Origin of the sequence: Spirosoma terrae (assembly GCF_010435915.1) — a bacterium.
Taxonomy (GTDB): domain Bacteria; phylum Bacteroidota; class Bacteroidia; order Cytophagales; family Spirosomataceae; genus Spirosoma; species Spirosoma terrae.
Genome location: NZ_JAAFZH010000003.1, coordinates 426961 through 447052, shown reverse-complemented (window position 1 = coordinate 447052; position 20092 = coordinate 426961). Strand labels below are relative to the sequence as shown.

18 protein-coding genes are annotated in these 20092 nt (G+C 47.2%); 13 read left to right on the top strand and 5 right to left on the bottom strand.

Annotated features, from left to right (window positions below):
* Positions 1–4: 4 nt before the first annotated feature.
* From metF to GK108_RS09740, 10 genes are all read left to right on the top strand, one after another.
* Positions 5–964, top strand: a complete 960-nt coding sequence (gene metF, locus GK108_RS09785; RefSeq protein WP_163946598.1) for a methylenetetrahydrofolate reductase [NAD(P)H] — start codon at positions 5–7, stop codon at positions 962–964.
* A 104-nt stretch (positions 965–1068) separates the two neighbouring features.
* Entirely contained in the window at positions 1069–2613 is a 1545-nt protein-coding gene (locus GK108_RS09780) for a glycoside hydrolase family 32 protein (RefSeq protein WP_163946595.1), read from the top strand.
* A 126-nt stretch (positions 2614–2739) separates the two neighbouring features.
* A complete protein-coding gene (locus GK108_RS09775; RefSeq protein ID WP_163946591.1) occupies positions 2740–3621 on the top strand; it encodes a cell division protein FtsX in 882 nt (293 codons plus the stop codon).
* 94 nt (positions 3622–3715) lie between these two features.
* Positions 3716–4048, top strand: coding sequence for a DUF3098 domain-containing protein (locus GK108_RS09770; protein ID WP_163946588.1), 333 nt, complete (start codon positions 3716–3718; stop codon positions 4046–4048).
* A 131-nt stretch (positions 4049–4179) separates the two neighbouring features.
* Positions 4180–5025, top strand: a complete 846-nt coding sequence (locus GK108_RS09765) for an undecaprenyl-diphosphate phosphatase (RefSeq protein WP_163946583.1) — start codon at positions 4180–4182, stop codon at positions 5023–5025.
* Between the two features lie 85 nt (positions 5026–5110).
* Positions 5111–5839 carry a tRNA pseudouridine(55) synthase TruB gene (gene truB, locus GK108_RS09760; RefSeq protein WP_163946580.1) on the top strand — a complete coding sequence of 243 codons (729 nt, stop codon included), beginning with the start codon at positions 5111–5113 and terminating at the stop codon, positions 5837–5839.
* A complete protein-coding gene (locus tag GK108_RS09755) occupies positions 5836–6765 on the top strand; it encodes a bifunctional riboflavin kinase/FAD synthetase (RefSeq protein WP_163946576.1) in 930 nt (309 codons plus the stop codon). Before truB ends, GK108_RS09755 begins: the two co-directional genes overlap by 4 nt.
* A 117-nt stretch (positions 6766–6882) precedes the next feature.
* Positions 6883–9150 (top strand): NADP-dependent malic enzyme, encoded by a 2268-nt coding sequence (locus GK108_RS09750; RefSeq protein ID WP_163946572.1) that lies wholly within the window; start codon positions 6883–6885, stop codon positions 9148–9150.
* 180 nt (positions 9151–9330) lie between these two features.
* Positions 9331–10308, top strand: coding sequence for a tryptophan--tRNA ligase (gene trpS, locus GK108_RS09745; RefSeq protein ID WP_163946569.1), 978 nt, complete (start codon positions 9331–9333; stop codon positions 10306–10308).
* 110 nt (positions 10309–10418) lie between these two features.
* Positions 10419–10997 (top strand): GrpB family protein, encoded by a 579-nt coding sequence (locus GK108_RS09740; protein WP_163946566.1) that lies wholly within the window; start codon positions 10419–10421, stop codon positions 10995–10997.
* 169 nt (positions 10998–11166) lie between these two features.
* On the opposite strand, the gene pgl is transcribed toward GK108_RS09740, so the two are convergent.
* Complete coding sequence (gene pgl / locus GK108_RS09735; protein ID WP_163946563.1) at positions 11167–11895, bottom strand: 6-phosphogluconolactonase; 729 nt, start codon at positions 11893–11895, stop codon at positions 11167–11169.
* 120 nt (positions 11896–12015) lie between these two features.
* Positions 12016–13509 carry a glucose-6-phosphate dehydrogenase gene (gene zwf / locus GK108_RS09730; protein ID WP_163946560.1) on the bottom strand — a complete coding sequence of 498 codons (1494 nt, stop codon included), beginning with the start codon at positions 13507–13509 and terminating at the stop codon, positions 12016–12018.
* A 143-nt stretch (positions 13510–13652) separates the two neighbouring features.
* Here zwf and GK108_RS09725 point away from each other — a divergent pair, with 143 nt between their 5' ends.
* The 3 genes from GK108_RS09725 (at position 13653) to GK108_RS09715 (ending at position 18113) form a co-directional block, all read left to right on the top strand.
* Entirely contained in the window at positions 13653–14084 is a 432-nt protein-coding gene (locus GK108_RS09725) for a ribose-5-phosphate isomerase (RefSeq protein ID WP_163946555.1), read from the top strand.
* 120 nt (positions 14085–14204) lie between these two features.
* Complete coding sequence (locus GK108_RS09720) at positions 14205–15965, top strand: ABC transporter ATP-binding protein (RefSeq protein ID WP_163946552.1); 1761 nt, start codon at positions 14205–14207, stop codon at positions 15963–15965.
* 3 nt (positions 15966–15968) lie between these two features.
* The gene (locus GK108_RS09715) at positions 15969–18113 is read left to right on the top strand and encodes an FUSC family protein (protein WP_163946547.1); all 2145 of its coding nucleotides are present in this window, start codon (positions 15969–15971) and stop codon (positions 18111–18113) included.
* Here the strand turns inward: GK108_RS09715 and GK108_RS09710 are convergent.
* The 3 genes from GK108_RS09710 to GK108_RS09700 are packed head-to-tail and all read right to left on the bottom strand — an operon-like array spanning position 18110 to position 19890.
* Positions 18110–18694 carry a hypothetical protein gene (locus GK108_RS09710; RefSeq protein ID WP_163946543.1) on the bottom strand — a complete coding sequence of 195 codons (585 nt, stop codon included), beginning with the start codon at positions 18692–18694 and terminating at the stop codon, positions 18110–18112. The two genes, GK108_RS09715 and GK108_RS09710, sit on opposite strands and share 4 nt — an antisense overlap.
* The gene (locus GK108_RS09705) at positions 18681–19595 is read right to left on the bottom strand and encodes a DUF692 domain-containing protein (protein WP_163946539.1); all 915 of its coding nucleotides are present in this window, start codon (positions 19593–19595) and stop codon (positions 18681–18683) included. Before GK108_RS09705 ends, GK108_RS09710 begins: the two co-directional genes overlap by 14 nt.
* Positions 19596–19650: 55 nt before the next feature.
* Positions 19651–19890 carry a hypothetical protein gene (locus tag GK108_RS09700; protein WP_163946536.1) on the bottom strand — a complete coding sequence of 80 codons (240 nt, stop codon included), beginning with the start codon at positions 19888–19890 and terminating at the stop codon, positions 19651–19653.
* Positions 19891–20092 lie beyond the last annotated feature (202 nt).

The window sequence follows — 20092 nt, the reverse complement described above, 5'->3', positions numbered from 1 at the left end:
CTGAATGACTAAGATTACCGATCATATTAAAGCCGCTAACGGCAAACCGATTTTTTCGATTGAAGTAATTCCGCCAATTAAAGGGGATAATCTCAAAAATCTGCTCGACAACATCGAGCCCCTGATGGAGTTTAAACCGCCTTTTATTGACGTTACGTACCACCGGGAGGAATACATTGAACGTCCCCTCCCCGACGGCACCATTCAGAAAATTGTGACCCGCAAGCGGCCGGGTACGGTTGGCATTTGTTCGGCCATCATGCATCGTTTTGGCGTCGATCCGGTACCTCATGTACTTTGTGGCGGTTTTACCAGAGAGGAAACGGAAGACTTTCTAATCGATCTGCACTATCTGGGTATCGATAATGCGCTCGTACTACGTGGCGACCCAGCTAAACCGTTCACTACGTTCAAGGCGAAAGAAAATGGGTATACGTACGCCAGCGAGCTTGTCGAACAGGTTGCGAATATGAATCAGGGCATTTATCTGCACGAAGAAGATACACCACTGGCTCCCAGCAACTTCTGTATTGGCGTAGCAGCCTACCCCGAAAAGCATTTCGAAGCCATCGACCATGAGACTGATTTTCAGTACCTCAAACTGAAAATCGATAAAGGAGCCGACTATATCGTTACGCAGATGTTTTTCGACAATCAGAAGTATTTCGATTTTGTCAAACGCTGCCGGGAGGCCGGAATTACCGTGCCAATTATTCCGGGCTTAAAACCAATCAGTACGCGAAAACAGCTACAGATTTTACCTAAAATTTTCCACCTGGACATTCCTCAGGATTTGGCAAAATCCATTGAAGCCTGCGAAAACGATCAGCAGGCACGCCAGGTTGGGGTTGAATGGAGCATTCAGCAGTGCCGGGAATTGATAAGCCAGGGCGCTCCTGTTCTCCATTTTTATACGATGGGCAAAGCCGATAATATTATGAAAATCGCCCGTGAGGTATTCTGAGCCAAATAATATGCCAATCAATAACTTAGTGAACAATAAGCTGGAAAATACTTACCAACTTGCTAAGTTATTACTATCAATTATCGCCTGATTTAACCTAGTATATGAATCGTACCCTTGTGGTATTGCTCGTGTTTGGCTTAGCCTCCCAGGATTTGTTTTCACAACGTATCACTGGAGACACTACCTATAAGCAACCATACCGTCCGCAGTACCACTTTTCGGCCCGTGCTAACTGGATCAACGATCCTAATGGCCTGGTCTATTATGATGGTGAGTATCACCTATTTTACCAGTATAACCCCTTCGGTATCCATTGGGGACACATGACCTGGGGCCACGCCATCAGCCGGGATTTGGTCCATTGGCAGGAGCTGCCACCAGCCATTGCCGAAGAAAATTCGACCATGATTTTTTCGGGTAGCTGCGTCGTTGACAAAGCGAATACCAGCGGTTTCGGGCAGGATGGTCGTGTACCGATGGTTGCTATTTATACTGGAGCTCAGCCAGGTAACCAGAGTCAGCACCTGGCCTACAGCCTGGATAAAGGCCGAAGCTGGATAAAATATACGGGCAATCCGGTCATTGATCTAAAACAGAAAGATTTTCGCGATCCCAAGGTTTTCTGGTATGAACCCGCTAAACATTGGGTCATGATCGTGTCACTACCGACCGACAAAAAAGCCTTATTCTATAAATCGTCCAATCTGAAAGACTGGACCAAAGCCAGTGAATTTACGGCTCCTGATAGCCCTGCTACCATTTGGGAATGTCCTGATCTGGTCGAAGTGCCGGTTGATGGGACAATGGAGCGGAAGTGGGTACTTTTGTTGTCGATGGGAAACAATGGCCCCGCCGGAGGCTCTGGTATGCAATACTACGTTGGTCGATTTAACGGATCAGCCTTTGTTAATGAATCGAAACCGGGTGAGGTCCGTTTCGTTGACTGGGGCAAAGATTATTACGCGGCCGTTACGTTCAATAACTTGCCCAGACGCGGTAATCGGGGGGCCATCAGTATTAGCTGGATGAATAATTTGCAATACGCCAACGATATTCCTACGAGTCCGTTTCGGGGTGCCATGTCGCTGCCCCGCGAGCTTCGTCTGGCCAAAGTTCCTACCCCTGCTACTCATTACGAACTTCGCCAGTTACCCATTCAGGAACTGAAACCATTGCTCAGCACAAGTTTTCAATGGACAGGTACCGACGTAGCACAGCTTAACGAAAGTATTTTGAACAATGGGCTACTGGGCGATACGTATTGTCTTCAACTCGAACTGGAAGCAACAAAAACCGGCGTTGGTGTTCGCGTAAAGAAAGAAGAAGCATCCAAAGGGAAAGGAGACGAAACCGTTATCGGCTACGATCCGTCCAGGCAACAGGTTTACGTGGATCGCAGCCGATCGGGCAACGTATCATTCAAAAAAGAATTTCCTGGTCGATTTACAGCTCCCCTTAAACCACAGAACGGTCGAATTTCGTTACAGATTTGGGTCGATCGGTCGTCGGTTGAAGTGTTTGGCAATGATGGAGAGGTAACGCTTACCAACCAGATTTTTCCTAAACCGACGAGTAAAGGGATCGAATTTTTTGGGGAAGGCCTACGTTCTGTGTTGATTCGATCCGTTGAACCAATCTGGAAATAAGAGCCAGTTACTGGAAAGACATTCGGGAATCAGGCTCCCATGCAACCGTAACACCTTAAATTTTCTTAATTTAGGCGACTCGACGGTCGAAACCATTATTTTTGTTTCTATTAACACGATCCCTGAATGGCTCGTACAAAAAAGAAAGTAGGTGCATATCCCAGCGGCATGATCCTATTTAGTCTGACGCTGGCATTGTTTTTAATCGGATTTTGTGGACTACTGGCTATTCAGTCAAAACGAGTAGTTACCTATATCCGGGAAAATTACGAAATGCGGGCGTTTCTGGATAAAGATCTCAGCAATACGAAGATGACGAAGCTATCGAAAGCTATTGCTGAAAAACCGTATATTCTTAAAACTAACGGTACGGCTCAAATGACCTTTGTTCCGAAAGACGAAGCAGCCAAAGAGTTTATTGCCGAAACCAAAGAAGATTTTTCGAAGTTTTTGGGCGAAAATCCGCTACGTGACAGTTACCGGATAAAACTCAACGAGGAGTATTTCGAAGAAGCGAAATTGCAGGAGGTAAAGCAGGATCTGGAGGAACTGGACGGCATTTTCGAAGTTGTCTATCAGGAAAATCTGGTCGATAATATCAATCGGAATATCACCAAGATCTACGCTGTAATGTCGGCATTTGCACTGATTCTGTTGCTGATTATCGTTGTTCTGATGAACAATACGATCCGGCTGGCCTTGCATTCGCAGCGTCTGCTGATACGCAGCATGCAGCTGGTTGGAGCTACTAACGGCTTCATTACCAGGCCGTTCCTGGGTCGTGGCATGTGGCAGGGTTTTATAGCCGGTGCCATTGCGGTGGTACTTCTGTTAGTGGGTTTACAACTGGCTATTCATAATCTACCTGAATTGGCCATGTTTCAGGACCCGCAGAAAATTACGTTCCTGATGATTGGGATTATAGCGCTCGGCGTTCTGATTGGCTTTCTGAGTACATTCCAGGCTGTTAATCGTTATCTTGGTTTAACACTGGACGAATTATATTAATAGCTAGCAACCCAATCAGCAGCTCTGTTGTCAATGAATTAAAAACACAGGCTGATTCTCAGGGTTACATAACCATACTAACTGACTTACGAACATGGCAAAAGACAAACCATATAGTTCAGCAACGCTAACGCGTGAAGAACCAGCAAAGAAGGCTCCGGTCACTACTACTCCCGCAGCCAAAACTACCCGGATGCCTATCGGAGAAACCGTTCGTCGCGACAATGCAGCAGCACTTCCCTTTGGCCGTCAGAATTATGTCATGATGGTTATTGGTATTGCCGTTATTCTAAGCGGTTTTTTTATTATGAGTCTCGATAAGGAAGAATTCGGCTTTGGTTTCCTTGGCTTAACCTTAGGCCCAATTGTGGTAATGGGCGGCTTCGTACTCGAATTTTTTGCCATTCTTGCCAAACCAAAGGCCTAATTATTTATCGGGGATAACTAGTAAGGTTTATAGTTTGTGGTAGACGGCTTGTCGTTTGAGAGGCCATGCCGTAAGTTTGTCCGATATAGATGAACGACTCGCCACAAACTATAAACTACTAGCTACTATTAATGGATCTAATTCACGCTATTGCGCTGGCTATTATTGAGGGATTAACAGAGTTTCTGCCAATCTCGTCAACAGGCCACATGATTATTTATTCGTCGCTGGCAGGCATAGCCAGTGATGAATTCACAAAGCTCTACACGGTCGACGTTCAATTTGGGTGTATCCTGTCGGTGCTGGTCCTATATCACCGGCGTTTTATGACCAGTGCTTATTCCGGCAACTTTAAGGTTCCCAGCTACCTACAGTCGTTTCCCCCGAAATGGCAACCTATGCTGGATTTCTACAGTAAAATTTTCATTGCCTTTCTGCCTGCTGCTGTCATCGGCTTCCTGCTCAATGACTTTATCGATTCTCTGCTCGAAAACGTGGTGGTTGTAGCCATTACGTTATTAGTAGGCGGCATTATTCTGGTATTCATCGACCGAATCGTGAATCGGCAACCCAAAGACGGCGACGTAACGGTTCCCGATGCCATTCGAATCGGTTTTTTCCAGTGCATTGCCATGATTCCGGGCGTATCGCGGTCGGCGGCCACTATTATTGGTGGTATGTTTCAGGGACTCACCCGCACGCAGGCCGCCGAGTTTTCGTTCTTTCTGGCTGTGCCAACCATGGCTGCGGCTTCTAGCTACAAATTACTGAAAACCTATAAGCTCCTTCAGCCTTCCGATTACCAGACACTACTTATTGGCAACGCGATTGCATTCGTTGTGGGTATGCTGGCCATTCGTGGGTTTGTCGGTTTTTTGAATAAATACGGCTTTAAAGTATTTGGTTATTACCGCATCATTTTAGGGCTGATTCTATTAGGCTTAGTAGCAGCTGGCGTTAAGCTGGACGTTATTTAATACCGTATTACAGTAATACTTCAAGAGGCATAAAGACCACGGGAAGAATCTTGCCGTATCTTTGTGCCTTCTTTGCTTTTGTTTCGTGTCTCAACAAACCGCATCACCCCAATCCTCCGGTCAGACGGATCCCGGTCAGGTCATTCTGATTGACAAACCGCTTACCTGGACGTCTTTCGACGTAGCCAACAAGCTTAAGTATGCCTGTAAGTTCAAAAAAATAGGCCATGCCGGTACGCTCGATCCACTCGCTACGGGCCTTCTGATACTTTGTACGGGTAAAATGACCAAACAGATCGATCAATACCAGGCTCAGGAAAAAGAATATACGGGCACCCTCGTGTTCGGTAAAACCACCCCTTCAGTTGATCTGGAAACCGCTTTCGATGCCGAGTTTGATACGTCGGGAATAACCCCGGAACAAATAAAGGAAGCAGCCACTAAGCTCACGGGCGATATTCTTCAGGTTCCGCCTATCTATTCGGCAGTACGTGTAAACGGTGAGCGTTTGTATGAAAAAGCCAGACGCGGTGAAAGTGCCGAAGGTATTCCCGGCGGTATTAAATCGCGCCAGGTTACGGTATCGGTTTTTGAGGTCAATACCGATCGGTTTCCGGAAGTTGATTTCCGTATCGTTTGTTCAAAAGGAACCTATATTCGTAGTCTAGTACGTGATCTGGGCCTATTGCTTAACAATGGTGCTTATATGAGTAGCCTTCGCAGAACCCGAATTGGCAATTTTCGAATTGAAGACGCCGATAGTCTCGACAGCTTTATCACTACGTACCGTTCAGCCATTTCTCCAACTTTATGATAGTTCATCGCGGTCTCGACGATATTTCTCCGCTTGCTAACGCTGTTGTTACCAGTGGTACATTCGACGGAGTCCATCTGGGCCACCAGAAAATCCTGTCGCGCTTAACCGAAGTGGCACAAAACAGTGGTGGCGAGTCGGTACTTATTACGTATTGGCCCCATCCACGCACGGTCGTTTCCAACGATAGTCAGGATCTAAAACTGCTCACTACGTTAGATGAAAAAATTGAACTGATTGAGCAGGCAGGGGTTAATCACCTGGTCGTTATTCCGTTCACCCGGTCGTTCTCTGAGTTAACCTCCGAACAGTATATCCGCCAGATTCTGATCGAGAAAATCGGTACCAGCAAGCTGGTCATTGGTTATGACCATCGGTTTGGGCGCGACCGAGAAGGCGGATTCGATTACATTCAGGCGCACCAGGATGAGTATGGTTTTGAGGTAGAAGAAATTCCGCGCCAGGATGTAGAGGAAGTTGGGGTCAGTTCATCAAAAATCAGAGCTGCCCTTCAGGAAGGCAACATACATACCGCAAATCTATTCCTGGGCCGTGAGTATAATCTTACCGGTACGGTCATAAAAGGACAGCAGCTTGGACGTACTATCGGCTATCCAACGGCCAATCTACAGGTCGATGATCCCATTAAATTGGTTCCGGCCAATGGCGTTTATGCCGTTGACGTCATTCATGCCGGTCAGACATATGGCGGCATGTTGAATATTGGCTTCCGACCAACCGTAGCCGGAACGTACCAGACTATCGAAACCTACATTTTTGATTTCGATAAGGATATTTACGGCGAACACATGACGCTATTGTTCCGCGACTTTCTCCGTCCTGAGCAAAAATTCGATGGTTTGCCAGCGCTGGTTACCCAGCTAAAGTATGATGAAGAAGCCGCTCGAAACATTCTACAAATGTGAGTTAGTGAATAATAACAAAGCGTTGGTTTCTTAGCGGTCAACTAAATCCTGCTCATCTATTTTCCGTACCTTCGCCTTCCAAACCGCACTACGCGATTTATCATCAACCGAACTGTTATGCAGCAAAAAATCCGGCGTGAAGATGCCCTTGATTACCACGCAAAGGGCCGTCCGGGTAAACTTGAAGTCATCCCGACCAAAGAATACAGCACCCAGCGCGACCTCTCTCTGGCCTACTCACCAGGTGTAGCAGAACCGTGTCTGGCTATTGAAGCGAACCCCGACGACGCTTATAAATACACTGCCAAAGGCAACCTGGTAGCCGTTATCAGCAACGGAACAGCCGTACTGGGCCTTGGCGACATTGGTGCATCGGCCAGTAAGCCTGTCATGGAAGGCAAAGGGCTGCTCTTTAAGATTTATGCGGATATCGACGTATTCGATATTGAGCTAAATACAAAAGACATCGACGAATTTGCCCGAACAGTCAAGATTCTTGAACCTACTTTTGGTGGTGTTAACCTCGAAGACATTAAAGCGCCTGAGTGTTTCGAAATCGAAGAACGGCTCAAGCGTGAGATGAACATACCGGTCATGCACGACGATCAGCACGGAACAGCGATTGTTAGTGCGGCAGCGCTGCTCAATGCGCTTGAATTAGTCGGCAAGAAGATCGAAACGGCACAGTTCGTATTTCTGGGTGCTGGGGCAGCAGCCATTTCCTGTGCTCGCCAGTACGTAGCGTTAGGTGCAAAGCTGGAAAATATCGTGATGTTTGACGTCAATGGCCCGCTACGTACCGACCGCACTGATCTTGGCGATATCATGCGGCCTTTTGCAACCAGTCGTGATATTAACACCTTAGAACAAGCATTTGTCGGTGCCGACGTATTTGTCGGTCTGTCAAAAGGAAATATCGTAAGCCAGGATTTGATTCGCTCGATGGCCAAAGATGCTATCGTTTTCGCCATGGCTAACCCGAATCCTGAGATCAACTACGATGATGCTATGGCTTCCCGGCCAGATATCATTATGGCAACCGGTCGTTCGGATTATCCTAACCAGGTGAATAACGTACTGGGTTTCCCCTACATTTTCCGGGGGGCGCTCGACGTTCGGGCTACCGAAATCAACGAAGCCATGAAGCTGGCAGCGACCTACGCACTGGCCGAACTGGCCAAGAAGCCGGTACCAGACATCGTAAACCTGGCTTACGGAGAAGATAACATGGTCTTCAGCCGGAAATACATTCTGCCAAAGCCGGTAGATCCTCGTCTGTTAGCCACCGTAGCACCCGCCGTAGCCAAAGCCGCTATCGAATCGGGCGTCGCGCGTCAACCGATCACCGACTGGGAAGCCTACGAACAGCAGCTTGCTCGACGACTGGGCCAGGACAACCAGATTTCGCGCGTGATTCTGACCAAGGCCAAATCGAATCCGAAACGAGTTGTTTTTGCCGATGCTGAAAACCTCAAAGTATTAAAGGCAGCCCAACAAGTTCGCGACGAAGGCATCGCCTATCCTATTCTGTTGGGAGAAACGTCGAAAATTCAGCAGATCATCAAGGATAATAGCCTGGACCTGGGTACTATTCCAATCATCGATCCCCGCGCCCCGGAGCAAAATGAGCTGATCGAGCGCTTTGCCAACGTCTACTTCGAAAAGCGTAAACGGAAAGGAGTAAACGCGACCGAGGCCCGGAAAATGATGTATTACCGGAATTACTTTGGTGCCATGATGGTCGAAACAGGTGAAGCTGACGCACTTATATCGGGTCTGACACGTAGCTATCCAGATACCATCCGGCCTGCCCTGCAAGTGATTGGGAAAGAGCCGGGTGTACAGAAAGTAGCCGGTATGTACATCCTGCTGACCAAGCGCGGACCGCTATTTTTCTCTGACACCACCGTAAATTTCAATCCAACAGCCGAAGAAATCGTTGAAATCACGGAGATGACCGCTAAAACGGTGGAGCGATTTAACATCAAACCTCGTATTGCGCTGGTCACCTATTCGAACTTCGGTAGCGCTAAAGGCGAGGATGCGGAAAAGATGAATCGCGCAGTTGAGATTCTGCAACGGAAACATCCTGACCTGGTTGTCGATGGCGAAATCCAGGCTCACCTGGCGTTCAACACAGAATTACTTCAGCAAAATCACCCGTTTAGCAAACTCGTAGGCGAAGGGGCCAATACGCTTATCTTCCCGAACCTGTCGGCAGCCAACATTGCTTATAACTTAATGTCGGAAGCAGCTGGTTTCGATGCTATCGGGCCTATTCTACTTGGCATTCGCAAACCCGTGTACGTACTACAGTTAGGCTCATCGGAGCGCGAAATTGTCAATATGGTAGCCATTGCCGTAGTAGAAGCACAAGGAAAATAGTTTTCAGGGTTCAGTTTTCAGTTTCCAGTTTATGGTTTATAGTTTATGGTTTATACGGGGCCGCCCGAGCGGTGGCTGACGCCAGATACTTGCTTACGCGTCAGCCACCGCTCGGGCGGCCCCGTATAAACCATAAACTATAAACCATAAACTATAAGCTGAAAACTATAGACTAACATTATGTCACGCATATTAACTGGAATTCAAAGCAGTGGTCGGCCACATCTGGGCAACATTCTGGGCGCTATCAAACCCGCCATTGAGCTATCTAAACAACCCGGTAATGAGTCTTTCCTATTCATTGCCGATCTTCACTCACTAACAACCCTGAAAGACGGACCAACCCGCAATGAATATATTCAGGCGGTAGCGGCTACGTGGTTGGCCTTTGGACTGGATACGGCTAAAAATACGTTCTGGCGGCAATCGCGCGTGGCTGAGCATACGGAATTATGCTGGTATCTGAACTGCTTTACACCGTTCCCGATGCTCAATAATGCTACGTCATTCAAAGAGAAGTCGGATAAATTGTCGGATATCAACGCGGGACTTTTTGTGTATCCGGTACTGCAGGCTGCCGATATTCTGCTGTATGATGCAGAAATTATTCCTGTCGGGAAAGATCAGCGCCAGCATATTGAAATGACGCGCGATATAGCCAGCACCTTCAATCGGCAATACGACGACGAGGTGTTTGTGTTGCCAGAAGCCCGGATCGATGATCGGTTGATGACTATTCCGGGCATTGATGGACAGAAAATGAGTAAGTCGTATAACAACTACATCAACATTTTTCTGCCCGAAAATGAGCTTTGGAAGGTCATCAAGAAAATCAAATCCGACTCTACCCCACTCGAAGAGCCCAAAAACCCAGATACCGACATTACGTTCCAGCTCTATTCGTTAATCGCCAGTGACGAGCAAACAGCAGAGTTACGTAGCCTTTACAAAGGGGGAAATTATGGATATGGCACAGCCAAGAAAGCTTTTTATGAGCTTATTCTGACCACATTTGCCACCGAGCGGGAGCGTTACAATTACTATACGATTGACAACCCCGATGCCTTGGAAGCCGAACTACAGGCTGGCGAAGAAAAAGCTCGGGCAGTAGCCAGTAAAACCATTGCCCGTGTGCGTGAAAAACTAGGATTTAGTTAACGAATAGTTTTATCAGACCCATAGGCAACGTAAGGCCTATCTAGCGATCTTTTACAGCTAGATAGGCTTTTATATTAAGACTTGTATCGAATTCATGTAGTCAATTAACCATGAAAAAAATAGCAGTTCTTGACTATGATCCAGAATGGCCGGTTCAGTTTGACGAGCTAAAACAGATAGTTGAGGCTCAGTTGAGCGGGCTTATTCTGGGTATAGAACATGTAGGCAGTACAGCAGTTGTTGGGCTGGCCGCCAAACCAGTCATAGATATTGACATTATTATTGACGATGTAAGCCAGTTCAACAAGATCATCCCCAAACTCGCCGACTTAGGCTACGTATTTCGCGGAGACCTTGGCATTCAGGATCGGTATGCGTTTTCGGCTACGACCGACTACACTCCTATCACGCCAACTAGCCGGAAATGGCCTCGTCACCATCTATATTGCTGTGTTTCGGGATCTCCTTCGTTAGAAAACCATTTGATTCTCAGAGATGCGTTGAGAAATAACCCGGTCCTGGTAAATGAATATGCCTTGCTGAAAAAACAACTGGCCGACCTACATCCGTACGATATGGATGCATACATAGAAGGAAAGAGCAGCTTTATCGGACAAATACTAGAGCAAGGCGGTATGTCGCAAACAAAAATTAACGACATTGAACGACAGAACAGAAAGAGCGTTTAACAGATGCATCATTAACTTATCTATCTATTGTATCAACACGATCGCAAAAAGAAATAGCCCTTGGCGTCGACCAAGGGCTGTTGTATTAGTACCAGCCTAACTCGGTTAGACTATGTAAAAAATAAGGCTTCAGTTATCCGGACGTGGGCATCCCGGCTACAGCGTAAGATTATTTATTAAGCAAAGCAGCGGCTTTCTCATCAACCATCCAGACTAAGTCGCCATCGGCTGGCTTGATTTCCTGTGATGGGTATTTGTCGGGATTATAATCTCCTTCCAGCACTTCTTTCAGAGGTTCGGCTTTTTTAGGACCCGCTACCAGAAATAGGACACAAGCCGCCCGATTAACAATGGAGGCTGTTAACGTCAGCCGATACATATTCTGCTGAGTCAGGAAGTAAGCCTTTGTCCAGGCTATTTTCTCATGAACGACTTCGGTGCCGGGAAACAGCGACAGCGTATGTCCGTCATCGCCCATACCCAGCAACACCAAATCGAATGTTGTGTCATTACCTTCCCCAAAATACTCGTGCAGGACACGATCGTAATCAGCGGCAGCCGCATCTGGCTCCAACTCGGTACGCCATACATGAATCTGATCTTCAGGCGTATAAACATGGCCTAGCAACGTATCGTAAGCCATCCCGGCATTGCTTTGCTCATCGTCGATTGGGACGTAGCGTTCATCGCCCCAAAACACGTGTAATTGCGCCCAGGGAATCTGCTCACGATAAGGCGATTTAGCCAACAGTTCATGCAGCGCTTTAGGCGTACTACCTCCCGACAAGGCAATCGTAAACCGGTCCTGCTTTTTCAATACGTCTTTAATCCGATTTGCGATAAAATCAGCGGCCGTTTTTGCCAGATCAGTAGGATTCTTGGTAATGATAAGTTGCATTAGGAAGCGTTTTCAGTTCTTAAGTTTATAGTTTTCAGTTTATAGTTTTCAGTAGCTAACGCATCAGCACATATCTGGCGCAAGCTACTGAAAACTATAAACTGAAAACTCTTTCAAACTTTATTTGGTCGTCCACTCGAAACCGTCTTTCTCGATCAGGTCTATAGCGGCCTGAGGGCCCCATGAACCCGGCTCATAATTGGGGAAATCGGTAGGTGTTTCGCTACCCCAGGCTTCAATAATCGGAGTTACCACCTTCCAGGCGGCTTCTACCTGATCGGCGCGCATAAACAGCGTAGCGTCGCCCGTCATAGCATCCAGCAACAACGTCTCGTACGCTTCCGGCTCCTGGCCATCATAGGCCGTTTTATAACTGAATACCATTTCAACCGGATCAATAGCCAGTGTCTGGCCGGGACGTTTTGCCTGGAAACGCAGGCGAATATCCATCGCAGGCTGAATACTGATAATTAACCGGTTAGCCTGCCATGTACTGGTTGCTTCTGCCGAAAAGGCATAGTTTGGCGCAGGTTTGAATTGCACGGTAATGACCGTTGTTTTCTCGGGCATCGACTTGCCGGTACGTAGGTAAAATGGTACGTTTTCCCAGCGCCAGTTATCGACAAATAGCTTCACGGCAGCAAAGGTTTCGGTAGCCGAGTTAGGATCGACTCCTTCTTCCTCCCGATAACCCGGAATCTCTTTATCTTTTACTTTACCCGGACCATATTGGCCCCGAACCGCTACGTTGTTTACCTGGTCGGGCTGAATTCGGCGGATCGCATTCAGCACATCTACTTTCTTGTTCCGAACTTCGTTCGCTTCAAAGCTAATTGGCGGTTCTGTAGCGACCATACAAAGCACCTGAAGCAGGTGATTCTGGATCATATCGCGCAAAGCGCCCGATCCTTCATAGTATCCTCCCCGGCCTTCCAGACCCACCGTTTCTGCGGCCGTGATCTGAATATGCTCCACGTAACGACGGTTCCAGATTGGTTCAAACAAGGAGTTGGCAAAACGTAGCGCCAGAATATTCTGTACGGTTTCTTTACCGAGATAATGGTCGATTCGATAAATCTGCTCCTCGGCAAACAGCCCCCCTAACAGTGCGTTGAGTTCCTGAGCCGTTTTCAAATCATGGCCAAACGGTTTCTCAACCACAATCCGAACGTGCGTCTTGTCGCCACAGAGTGGAAGTTTTGCCAGATTGGTCGCAATACCCGGTACCAGCTGCGGAGCCACGGCCAGATAGAACAATACGTTAGGATCTTCGCCCCATTCCTCTTTCTTCGTATTGACGAAATCCGTAATTTTTGAGTATGCGGCTTCATCACCACCATCCATCTGTAAGTACGAGATCTGAGGAGCAAATTCGTCCCAGGGGCCATCTTTACGCCGAGAAAAGTCTTTCACTCCTTCCAGAAGGCGCTCACGGAAACTTTCGTCCGTATAGTTGCTTCGTCCGATGCCAACTACGGAAAAGCTTTCAGGCAAATACTTATCGATAAATAAGTTGTAGAGCGCGGGAGTCAGTTTGCGCAGATTGAGGTCTCCACTTCCACCAAAAATAAACAGTACGGTAGCGTGAGGCCGCTGATTAGTAGCTGGGATCATTTCGTAAACAGGTTGTTTTCAAACCGAAAGTCGGTGCAAGATACCGGCGTCCATGTTGCTGAACAAGTTTCGTTCATTAAGGATTCAACATACTCTACGATTCTACTACTTTTGAGTGTTATTAATCACTTACTAATTACGCTATGAAAATCGCCATAGGTTCTGATCACGCCGGTTTCCGCTATAAAGAAGCCATTAAAAAATTTCTAACTGACCTTGGCCACGACGTTGTCGATAAAGGTACGTATGCCGAAACACCATCGGTCGATTACCCTAAATTTATTCGTCCGGTTGCTGAAGCCGTTGCTGCTGGCGAGGTAGAACGTGGTGTAGTATTAGGCGGTTCAGGTAATGGCGAAGCAATAGCGGCTAATCGGGTAAAAGGCGTTCGATGCGCTTTATGCTGGAACGAAGAATCGGCACGCCTGGGTCGTCAGCATAACGATGCAAATGTGATTTCCATTGGTGAACGCATGATGTCGGAAGAAACCGCCCTGAAACTTGTTCAGATCTGGTTAGACACCCCCTTCGAAGGGGGCCGCCACCTGGCTCGCATTCAGGAACTAGATCAGTAGAAGTTGACGTATGACGTATGAGGTGGGATATATGGAGTGTACAGGACTATACTTCATACATCCCACCTCATACATCATACGTCATACACCCTACATCATACTTCATCCTTAATTCCGCCTATGGCTATTCTTTGGAAGTACCTGAAGCCGTACCGGGGCTTAGCGGCTTTGGCGTTACTACTGGCTGGCGTAGCACAGATTCTGGCGCTGATTGACCCCGTTATCTTCGGAAAACTCATCGACGAATATGCGACCAACCCAGGCTCAAAAACAGACTCGGAAAAAATCAATGGCGTTCTAAAACTGCTGGGACTGGCAATTGGGGTAGCTATTTTGTCGAATATCACCAAAGCGTTTCAGGAATACCTGACTCGTCTGGTTGTTCAAAAATTTGGTACGGATATTTTTAACGATGGTCTCAAACAAACGTTACGTCTGTCGTATCAGGAATTTGGCGACCAGAGTAGTGGCGCTACGTTGTCTATCCTGCAAAAAGTACGTACCGATACGGAAAGATTCGTCAATTCATTCGTAAACGTACTGTTTTCGTCTATCGTTGGCATGGGCTTTTTGATCTGGTATGCCATCACCAAACACTGGGCGCTGATCCCCGTTTTTTTGATTGGTGTTTTGGTGCTGGGCAGTTTAACGGGGTTGCTCAGTAAACAGATCAAAACAACACAGCGGTCAATCAATCGGGAAACAGCCCTATTGTCGGGTGTCATAACCGAATCGCTCCGCAATGTTGAATTAATTAAAAGCCTGGGGTTGACGTTTCCAGAAATACGGCGATTGAAAGAGCAGACAGGCCGAATTTTCGAACTGGAAATGTTCAAAGTAAAGCGAGTCAGACTGTTGTCGTTCTGGCAAAGCACTACGCTCAACGTACTCAAACAATCCGTTTTATTTACGTTACTATGGCTGATTTTTCGCAACGCACTCAGCACAGGCGAGCTGATCTCCATGCAGTTTATTTCTGTATCGATCTTCAATCCGCTTCAGGAGCTGGGTAATATCATTCTGGCTTATCGGGAAACAGAAGCGGGTCTGAACAATTTCGATCAGTTGATGCAGAAACCCATTGAACGTAACCCGGAATCGCCGATTGAAGTGGGCCCAATTGACCGGCTACGCTTTAAGGACGTAGTGTTCCGGCATAAGGGAGCCAATCAGAATGCCATCGACGGCGTATCGTTTGAAGCAACGCTGGGCGATACCATTGCCTTTGTAGGTCCGTCGGGATCGGGCAAGTCTACGATGGTGAAGCTACTGGTAGGTCTCTACCGACCCGTTGACGGCGAAATCTACTATAACAACATCTCGACCAAAGACATTCGATTCAATCCTATGCGTCGGCAGATTGGTTTTGTTACGCAGGATACGCATCTTTTTTCGGGAACCATTCGCGAAAATCTGCTTTTCGTTAAACCAGACGCCACCGACGCAGACCTCCTCGACGCGCTGGATAAAGCGGCCTGCGACCATTTGCTGGCTCGTTCGGAAAAAGGACTCGATACGCAGATTGGCGAAGGCGGTTTAAAGATGTCGGGCGGAGAAAAACAGCGATTGTCCATTGCCCGCGCTCTGGTACGGCATCCGCGTCTGCTTATTTTTGACGAAGCTACGTCTGCCCTGGACTCCATTACCGAAGAAGAAATTACGGCTACTGTTCGCAGCGTATCGGCTATGCATGAACAGATTACCATTTTGATTGCCCACCGATTGTCAACAATTATGCACGCCAATACCATTTTCGTGCTCGAAAGAGGTAAAATTGTAGAAGCGGGCAGCCACGACGCACTTGTTGCCCAGAAGGGCCTTTACTACGCGATGTGGCGTCAACAAATCGGCGAACGTAAAACAGGAATCGTTCAGGCATAATTCATGAATCGACGGACTCGGCAAGTCAACTATTTTCTATCTGGCCAGTATTTTTCCAACGGCCTGCGTACTACGCTATCTATTCTGTTGCCGTCACTGCTGATGGCTCAGCTTGGGCAGCTTCAGATGGGAATGGCGATGTCGATGGGTGCGCTCAGTGTAAGCCTGAGCGATGCGCCCGGCCCGGTTCAGCACCGACGTAATGGTATGTTTGCCACCGTGGCTTCTGGCTTCGTCGTCGCCATCGTGACCGGGTTTGCCCGGATGAACGATTATACGCTAGGCCTGGAAATTCTGCTCTTCGGCTTCCTGTTTTCGATGCTGGCCGTGTATGGAAACCGCGCTACGTCTGTTGGAACGGCAGCGCTGCTGATCATGATCCTGACACTCGACCGTCCACTCGACGCAGCGGGGATAGTTCGGGAGGCTCTTCTGATTCTGGTAGGGTCAGTATGGTATACTGTTTTTAGCTTGCTGGCCTCACGGCTTCAACCCTACCGCTCATCGCAGCAGGCTCTAGGGTTATGCATTCATGAAATAGCCAAATTCATGACGATCAAAGCCGACTTTTATAACACCGCCACCGATCTGGACGTCGATTACCGACGACTGGTTACGCAACAGGTAACGGTCAGTGAAAAACAGGACGAAGTGCGGGAGTTGCTGTTCAAAAGCCGACGATTTGTGGCCGAATCCACCAACAGAAGCCGATTATTGGTCCTGCTGTTTGTTGATGTTGTCGATCTGTATGAACAAATCGTAACGATGTATTACGATTATGCAGCCATACGCGAACGATTTGGGCACACAGGAATTCTAAACACCATTGCCCGACTGATACGTCGGCTATCAACTGAGCTCGATCATATTGGACTAGCGGTTCAATCCGTTGTTCCGTCGCGCAAACCAATCGATTTTACACATCCTCTAAATAAGCTCAAAGAGGAAATCGATCATCTTGGCGATCGTGAAGGCAGTACGTTGGTGTTAAAAAAGATTCTGGTAAGCCTGCGGAACATAAGCCAGCGACTGGCCACCATGCAGGCCCACGTTGCCGCTCCGCACACTAGTGCTACGTCGCTGGACGACCTGGAATACGGGCGTTTTGTGTCCCACCAGGAAATTGATATAAAGTCTTTTGTCGATAATCTGAGCCTGAAATCGTCCGTATTTCGGCATTCGGTTCGGGTAGCGCTGGCCATGTTGGTTGGCTTTGTTGTCACGAAATTTCTGGACTACGGCCACCATAGCTACTGGGTACTGCTAACCATATCAGTGATTCTTAAACCCGCTTTCAGTCTGACCAAGCAACGTAACATCGAACGGATTATCGGTACGTTTGCCGGTGGCCTGATTGGCGTTGCCATTCTACGGCTTATACCGAACCAGACGGCCCATTTTGTTTTGATGGTTCTGTTTATGATTGGTACCTACAGCGCCCAGCGAGTCAACTACATCGTGATGGTCATTTGTCTGACCCCCTTTATTCTGATCCTTTTCAACTTTCTAGGCATCAGCTATTTTGGTGCCGCCGAAGAACGTCTGCTGGATACGATTCTGGGCGGAATCATTTCATTCATGGCCAGTTACCTAATTTTTCCGCGATGGGAATCGGAGCTCCTCAGCAAACCACTCCATAATACGCTAGCCGCCAATGTCCGGTATGTGCAGCTCTTGCTCGACATTTTATCGGGCAAGGGTGTTACGGTGGTTGACTACAAACTGGCTCGCAAAGATGTCTACGTAACGTCGGCCAACCTGGCCGCGGCTTTCGAACGAATGGTCTCCGAGCCGAAACACAAGCAACGTAACGAGCGTACGATTTATAAGTTTGTGGTGCTGAATCATATTTTATCCGCTAACGTAGCCACCATTACGTCAACACTAGTCAACGAACCAACCCAAACCTATGCAACCACGGTCATTCGTCCCGTCAAACGGGCGCTCTTCTCGTTGAATGAGGCTTTACGTCGACTCGATCATCCTATCGACCAGGGTAATTCAGAAACCCCGCTCAAAACCGCCAGTGCCGATGCCATTGGCCTGACAAGTATTTCGGCTGACGACAAGCTCCTAAACGAACAGCTCAATTTTATTCAGCAAATCAGCAACGATATTAACAAACTGGCCGACCAGATTAACGATTAAAGAAGGGCTAGTTTCAACGTTTGTTCTTCCAGATAAACCTTGTAGGCAACCTGAACTTTTTGCAACCTTTCGGTTTGCAATGTACCTCTATCCATTGCTAGCAGGATCGCGACAATGTCATAGTCGAAGTGGACCGTTTTCTCAATAATGGCTGGTGTGTAACTAAGCTCATTAATCGCCAGTTCGAGCCGTAAGATTTCCTGTAAATAAGGGAATTTTAGAGTCCCCACTTCTAGCTTGGCCAGTAGAAATTGCCCAAATGCGAGTACTTCTTCCTTGAACTGAAGAGACGAATCCGGATAGCTCTCCCAGAACTCTTCGGCCAGCGTAATCAGTTCATCGCCCAGTAAGGTAGCCGTTTGCGTAAGTTGGGTATAGAGCGGTGTTATTCGATTCATACGATACAGCGAGCAGCATATAGACATTCCTTTTTGCCTTAACACCGACCGCAGCCTGGTCTTCTCTTTTTCCGTCAGTGCAAATTGATCAAATACCGATGGTTCATCGGCAATAGCCTGTTTACATAGCTGGGGAGATGCGATCAACGTGGCAAACGCAAGCTGAAAATCAGGCGAGTTCATGATAGTATGGCTGAAGAGTGTACTTATTCCAAATCGCCTTCGCCATCTCTATTTGCTTATTCAAACCATCGAACCGAAGAAGCGGGAAATAAGACTCGTGAAATTCAAACGTAATGCCCCGCAAATTGGGAGCCTTGCTAACGGCATAATCCAAAAGCTCCCATACTTCATCAGGACACGGACCAGCATGCGAATCCATATACATCCCTCCCATCTCATTACCACCAGCTATATGCATTTCGACTACCTTATCCATTCGTAATTCATCGATGTACTGCCTTGCTTTCAGTTTATGATTAACCGAATTGGCGTATAGATTATGAATATCCAACAGAATATTAGCCTGATCATTCGTGCTAACTAACTGATTAATAAAGTCTGTTTCCGAATAATCCTGATCGGGGTATTCGACGAAATAGACATTGTTTTCAATCAGAAAGGGGAGTTCTATCTGTTCAGTTATAAAACTGATCTTTTCACGGAGCATAGCCAGATAGTCCTTGTCATAAGGTACAGGAATAGCAATACCTGCATTATGGTCATGGGGGCCTTTGGTTGGTAGTTTGATAAAAGAAAGATGATCGCTATGCCAACGAAAACGGTAGCTTTCATTCATTTCTTTCATAAACTGAATATACCCTTTATCGAAGTAATTCAATGTTCCCAGCGACATGCCAATGTTGTGAGCAACCAATGGCACCTGTTTGGCCATCCAGTTCAACTGATGCCTCCACTGAGGAAGATCAACAAAACGCGGATACGCGTTACGCCCCTCATCGGACCAAAACATATCAGGAATAATCTCAATGTAGTCAACCTGTTCAATATTATGTTCCAGATATTCAGGCAGTGAGGCATTATAGAGTAGTCCTACTCCTAACTTTTCGTTTGTATTGTCCATGAGTCGTTTAAGCAGAAAGACGACGCTTGCTTCTTCGACAGCAAGCGTCGTACAGTTACATATGGACTTTCCCAGCTGTAATATCTACGGGTAATACCCGTTCAAATCGCTCTCTAATAATTAAGTGCTGCCCTGACAGACAGGCACCACAGCCAGAAGGTCTAAATTTACCGATCAGATCACCTAACGTAATCTTGCTCAGTTCTTTGGACGTCAGCCCTGCTGGTAGCAATATTTCCAGCGAATTACCTTCTTTAACATCCCGGAACCGGATTTCCCCTTTTTCGTTTGACATTGTTTTATTTGTTAAAGGTTTGACTAACTACTTGTATTCGCATTCTTGATGAGTTAGTCGGAGAGTCTCTGGCTGTTGGTAACAAAAACTTTTTTTGTGATGCCTATAGCTTGCCAGCGCCAGCGAATGAGTTCACCTATATCGACCAGAAAATTGAATTATAAGTCACTCAACGTCAGGAACCTGGAAATAGAAATTACAA

What these genes read in the sequence shown, in the direction of transcription:
- metF (WP_163946598.1), top strand. Translation starts at nt 5, where the DNA reads ATGACTAAGATTACCGATCATATTAAAGCCGCTAACGGCAAACCGATT.
- GK108_RS09780 (WP_163946595.1), top strand. Translation starts at nt 1,069, where the DNA reads ATGAATCGTACCCTTGTGGTATTGCTCGTGTTTGGCTTAGCCTCCCAG.
- GK108_RS09775 (WP_163946591.1), top strand. Translation starts at nt 2,740, where the DNA reads ATGGCTCGTACAAAAAAGAAAGTAGGTGCATATCCCAGCGGCATGATC.
- GK108_RS09770 (WP_163946588.1), top strand. Translation starts at nt 3,716, where the DNA reads ATGGCAAAAGACAAACCATATAGTTCAGCAACGCTAACGCGTGAAGAA.
- GK108_RS09765 (WP_163946583.1), top strand. Translation starts at nt 4,180, where the DNA reads ATGGATCTAATTCACGCTATTGCGCTGGCTATTATTGAGGGATTAACA.
- GK108_RS09755 (WP_163946576.1), top strand. Translation starts at nt 5,836, where the DNA reads ATGATAGTTCATCGCGGTCTCGACGATATTTCTCCGCTTGCTAACGCT.
- GK108_RS09750 (WP_163946572.1), top strand. Translation starts at nt 6,883, where the DNA reads ATGCAGCAAAAAATCCGGCGTGAAGATGCCCTTGATTACCACGCAAAG.
- trpS (WP_163946569.1), top strand. Translation starts at nt 9,331, where the DNA reads ATGTCACGCATATTAACTGGAATTCAAAGCAGTGGTCGGCCACATCTG.
- GK108_RS09740 (WP_163946566.1), top strand. Translation starts at nt 10,419, where the DNA reads ATGAAAAAAATAGCAGTTCTTGACTATGATCCAGAATGGCCGGTTCAG.
- pgl (WP_163946563.1), bottom strand. Translation starts at nt 11,895, where the DNA reads ATGCAACTTATCATTACCAAGAATCCTACTGATCTGGCAAAAACGGCC.
- zwf (WP_163946560.1), bottom strand. Translation starts at nt 13,509, where the DNA reads ATGATCCCAGCTACTAATCAGCGGCCTCACGCTACCGTACTGTTTATT.
- GK108_RS09725 (WP_163946555.1), top strand. Translation starts at nt 13,653, where the DNA reads ATGAAAATCGCCATAGGTTCTGATCACGCCGGTTTCCGCTATAAAGAA.
- GK108_RS09720 (WP_163946552.1), top strand. Translation starts at nt 14,205, where the DNA reads ATGGCTATTCTTTGGAAGTACCTGAAGCCGTACCGGGGCTTAGCGGCT.
- GK108_RS09715 (WP_163946547.1), top strand. Translation starts at nt 15,969, where the DNA reads ATGAATCGACGGACTCGGCAAGTCAACTATTTTCTATCTGGCCAGTAT.
- GK108_RS09710 (WP_163946543.1), bottom strand. Translation starts at nt 18,694, where the DNA reads ATGAACTCGCCTGATTTTCAGCTTGCGTTTGCCACGTTGATCGCATCT.
- GK108_RS09705 (WP_163946539.1), bottom strand. Translation starts at nt 19,595, where the DNA reads ATGGACAATACAAACGAAAAGTTAGGAGTAGGACTACTCTATAATGCC.
- GK108_RS09700 (WP_163946536.1), bottom strand. Translation starts at nt 19,890, where the DNA reads ATGTCAAACGAAAAAGGGGAAATCCGGTTCCGGGATGTTAAAGAAGGT.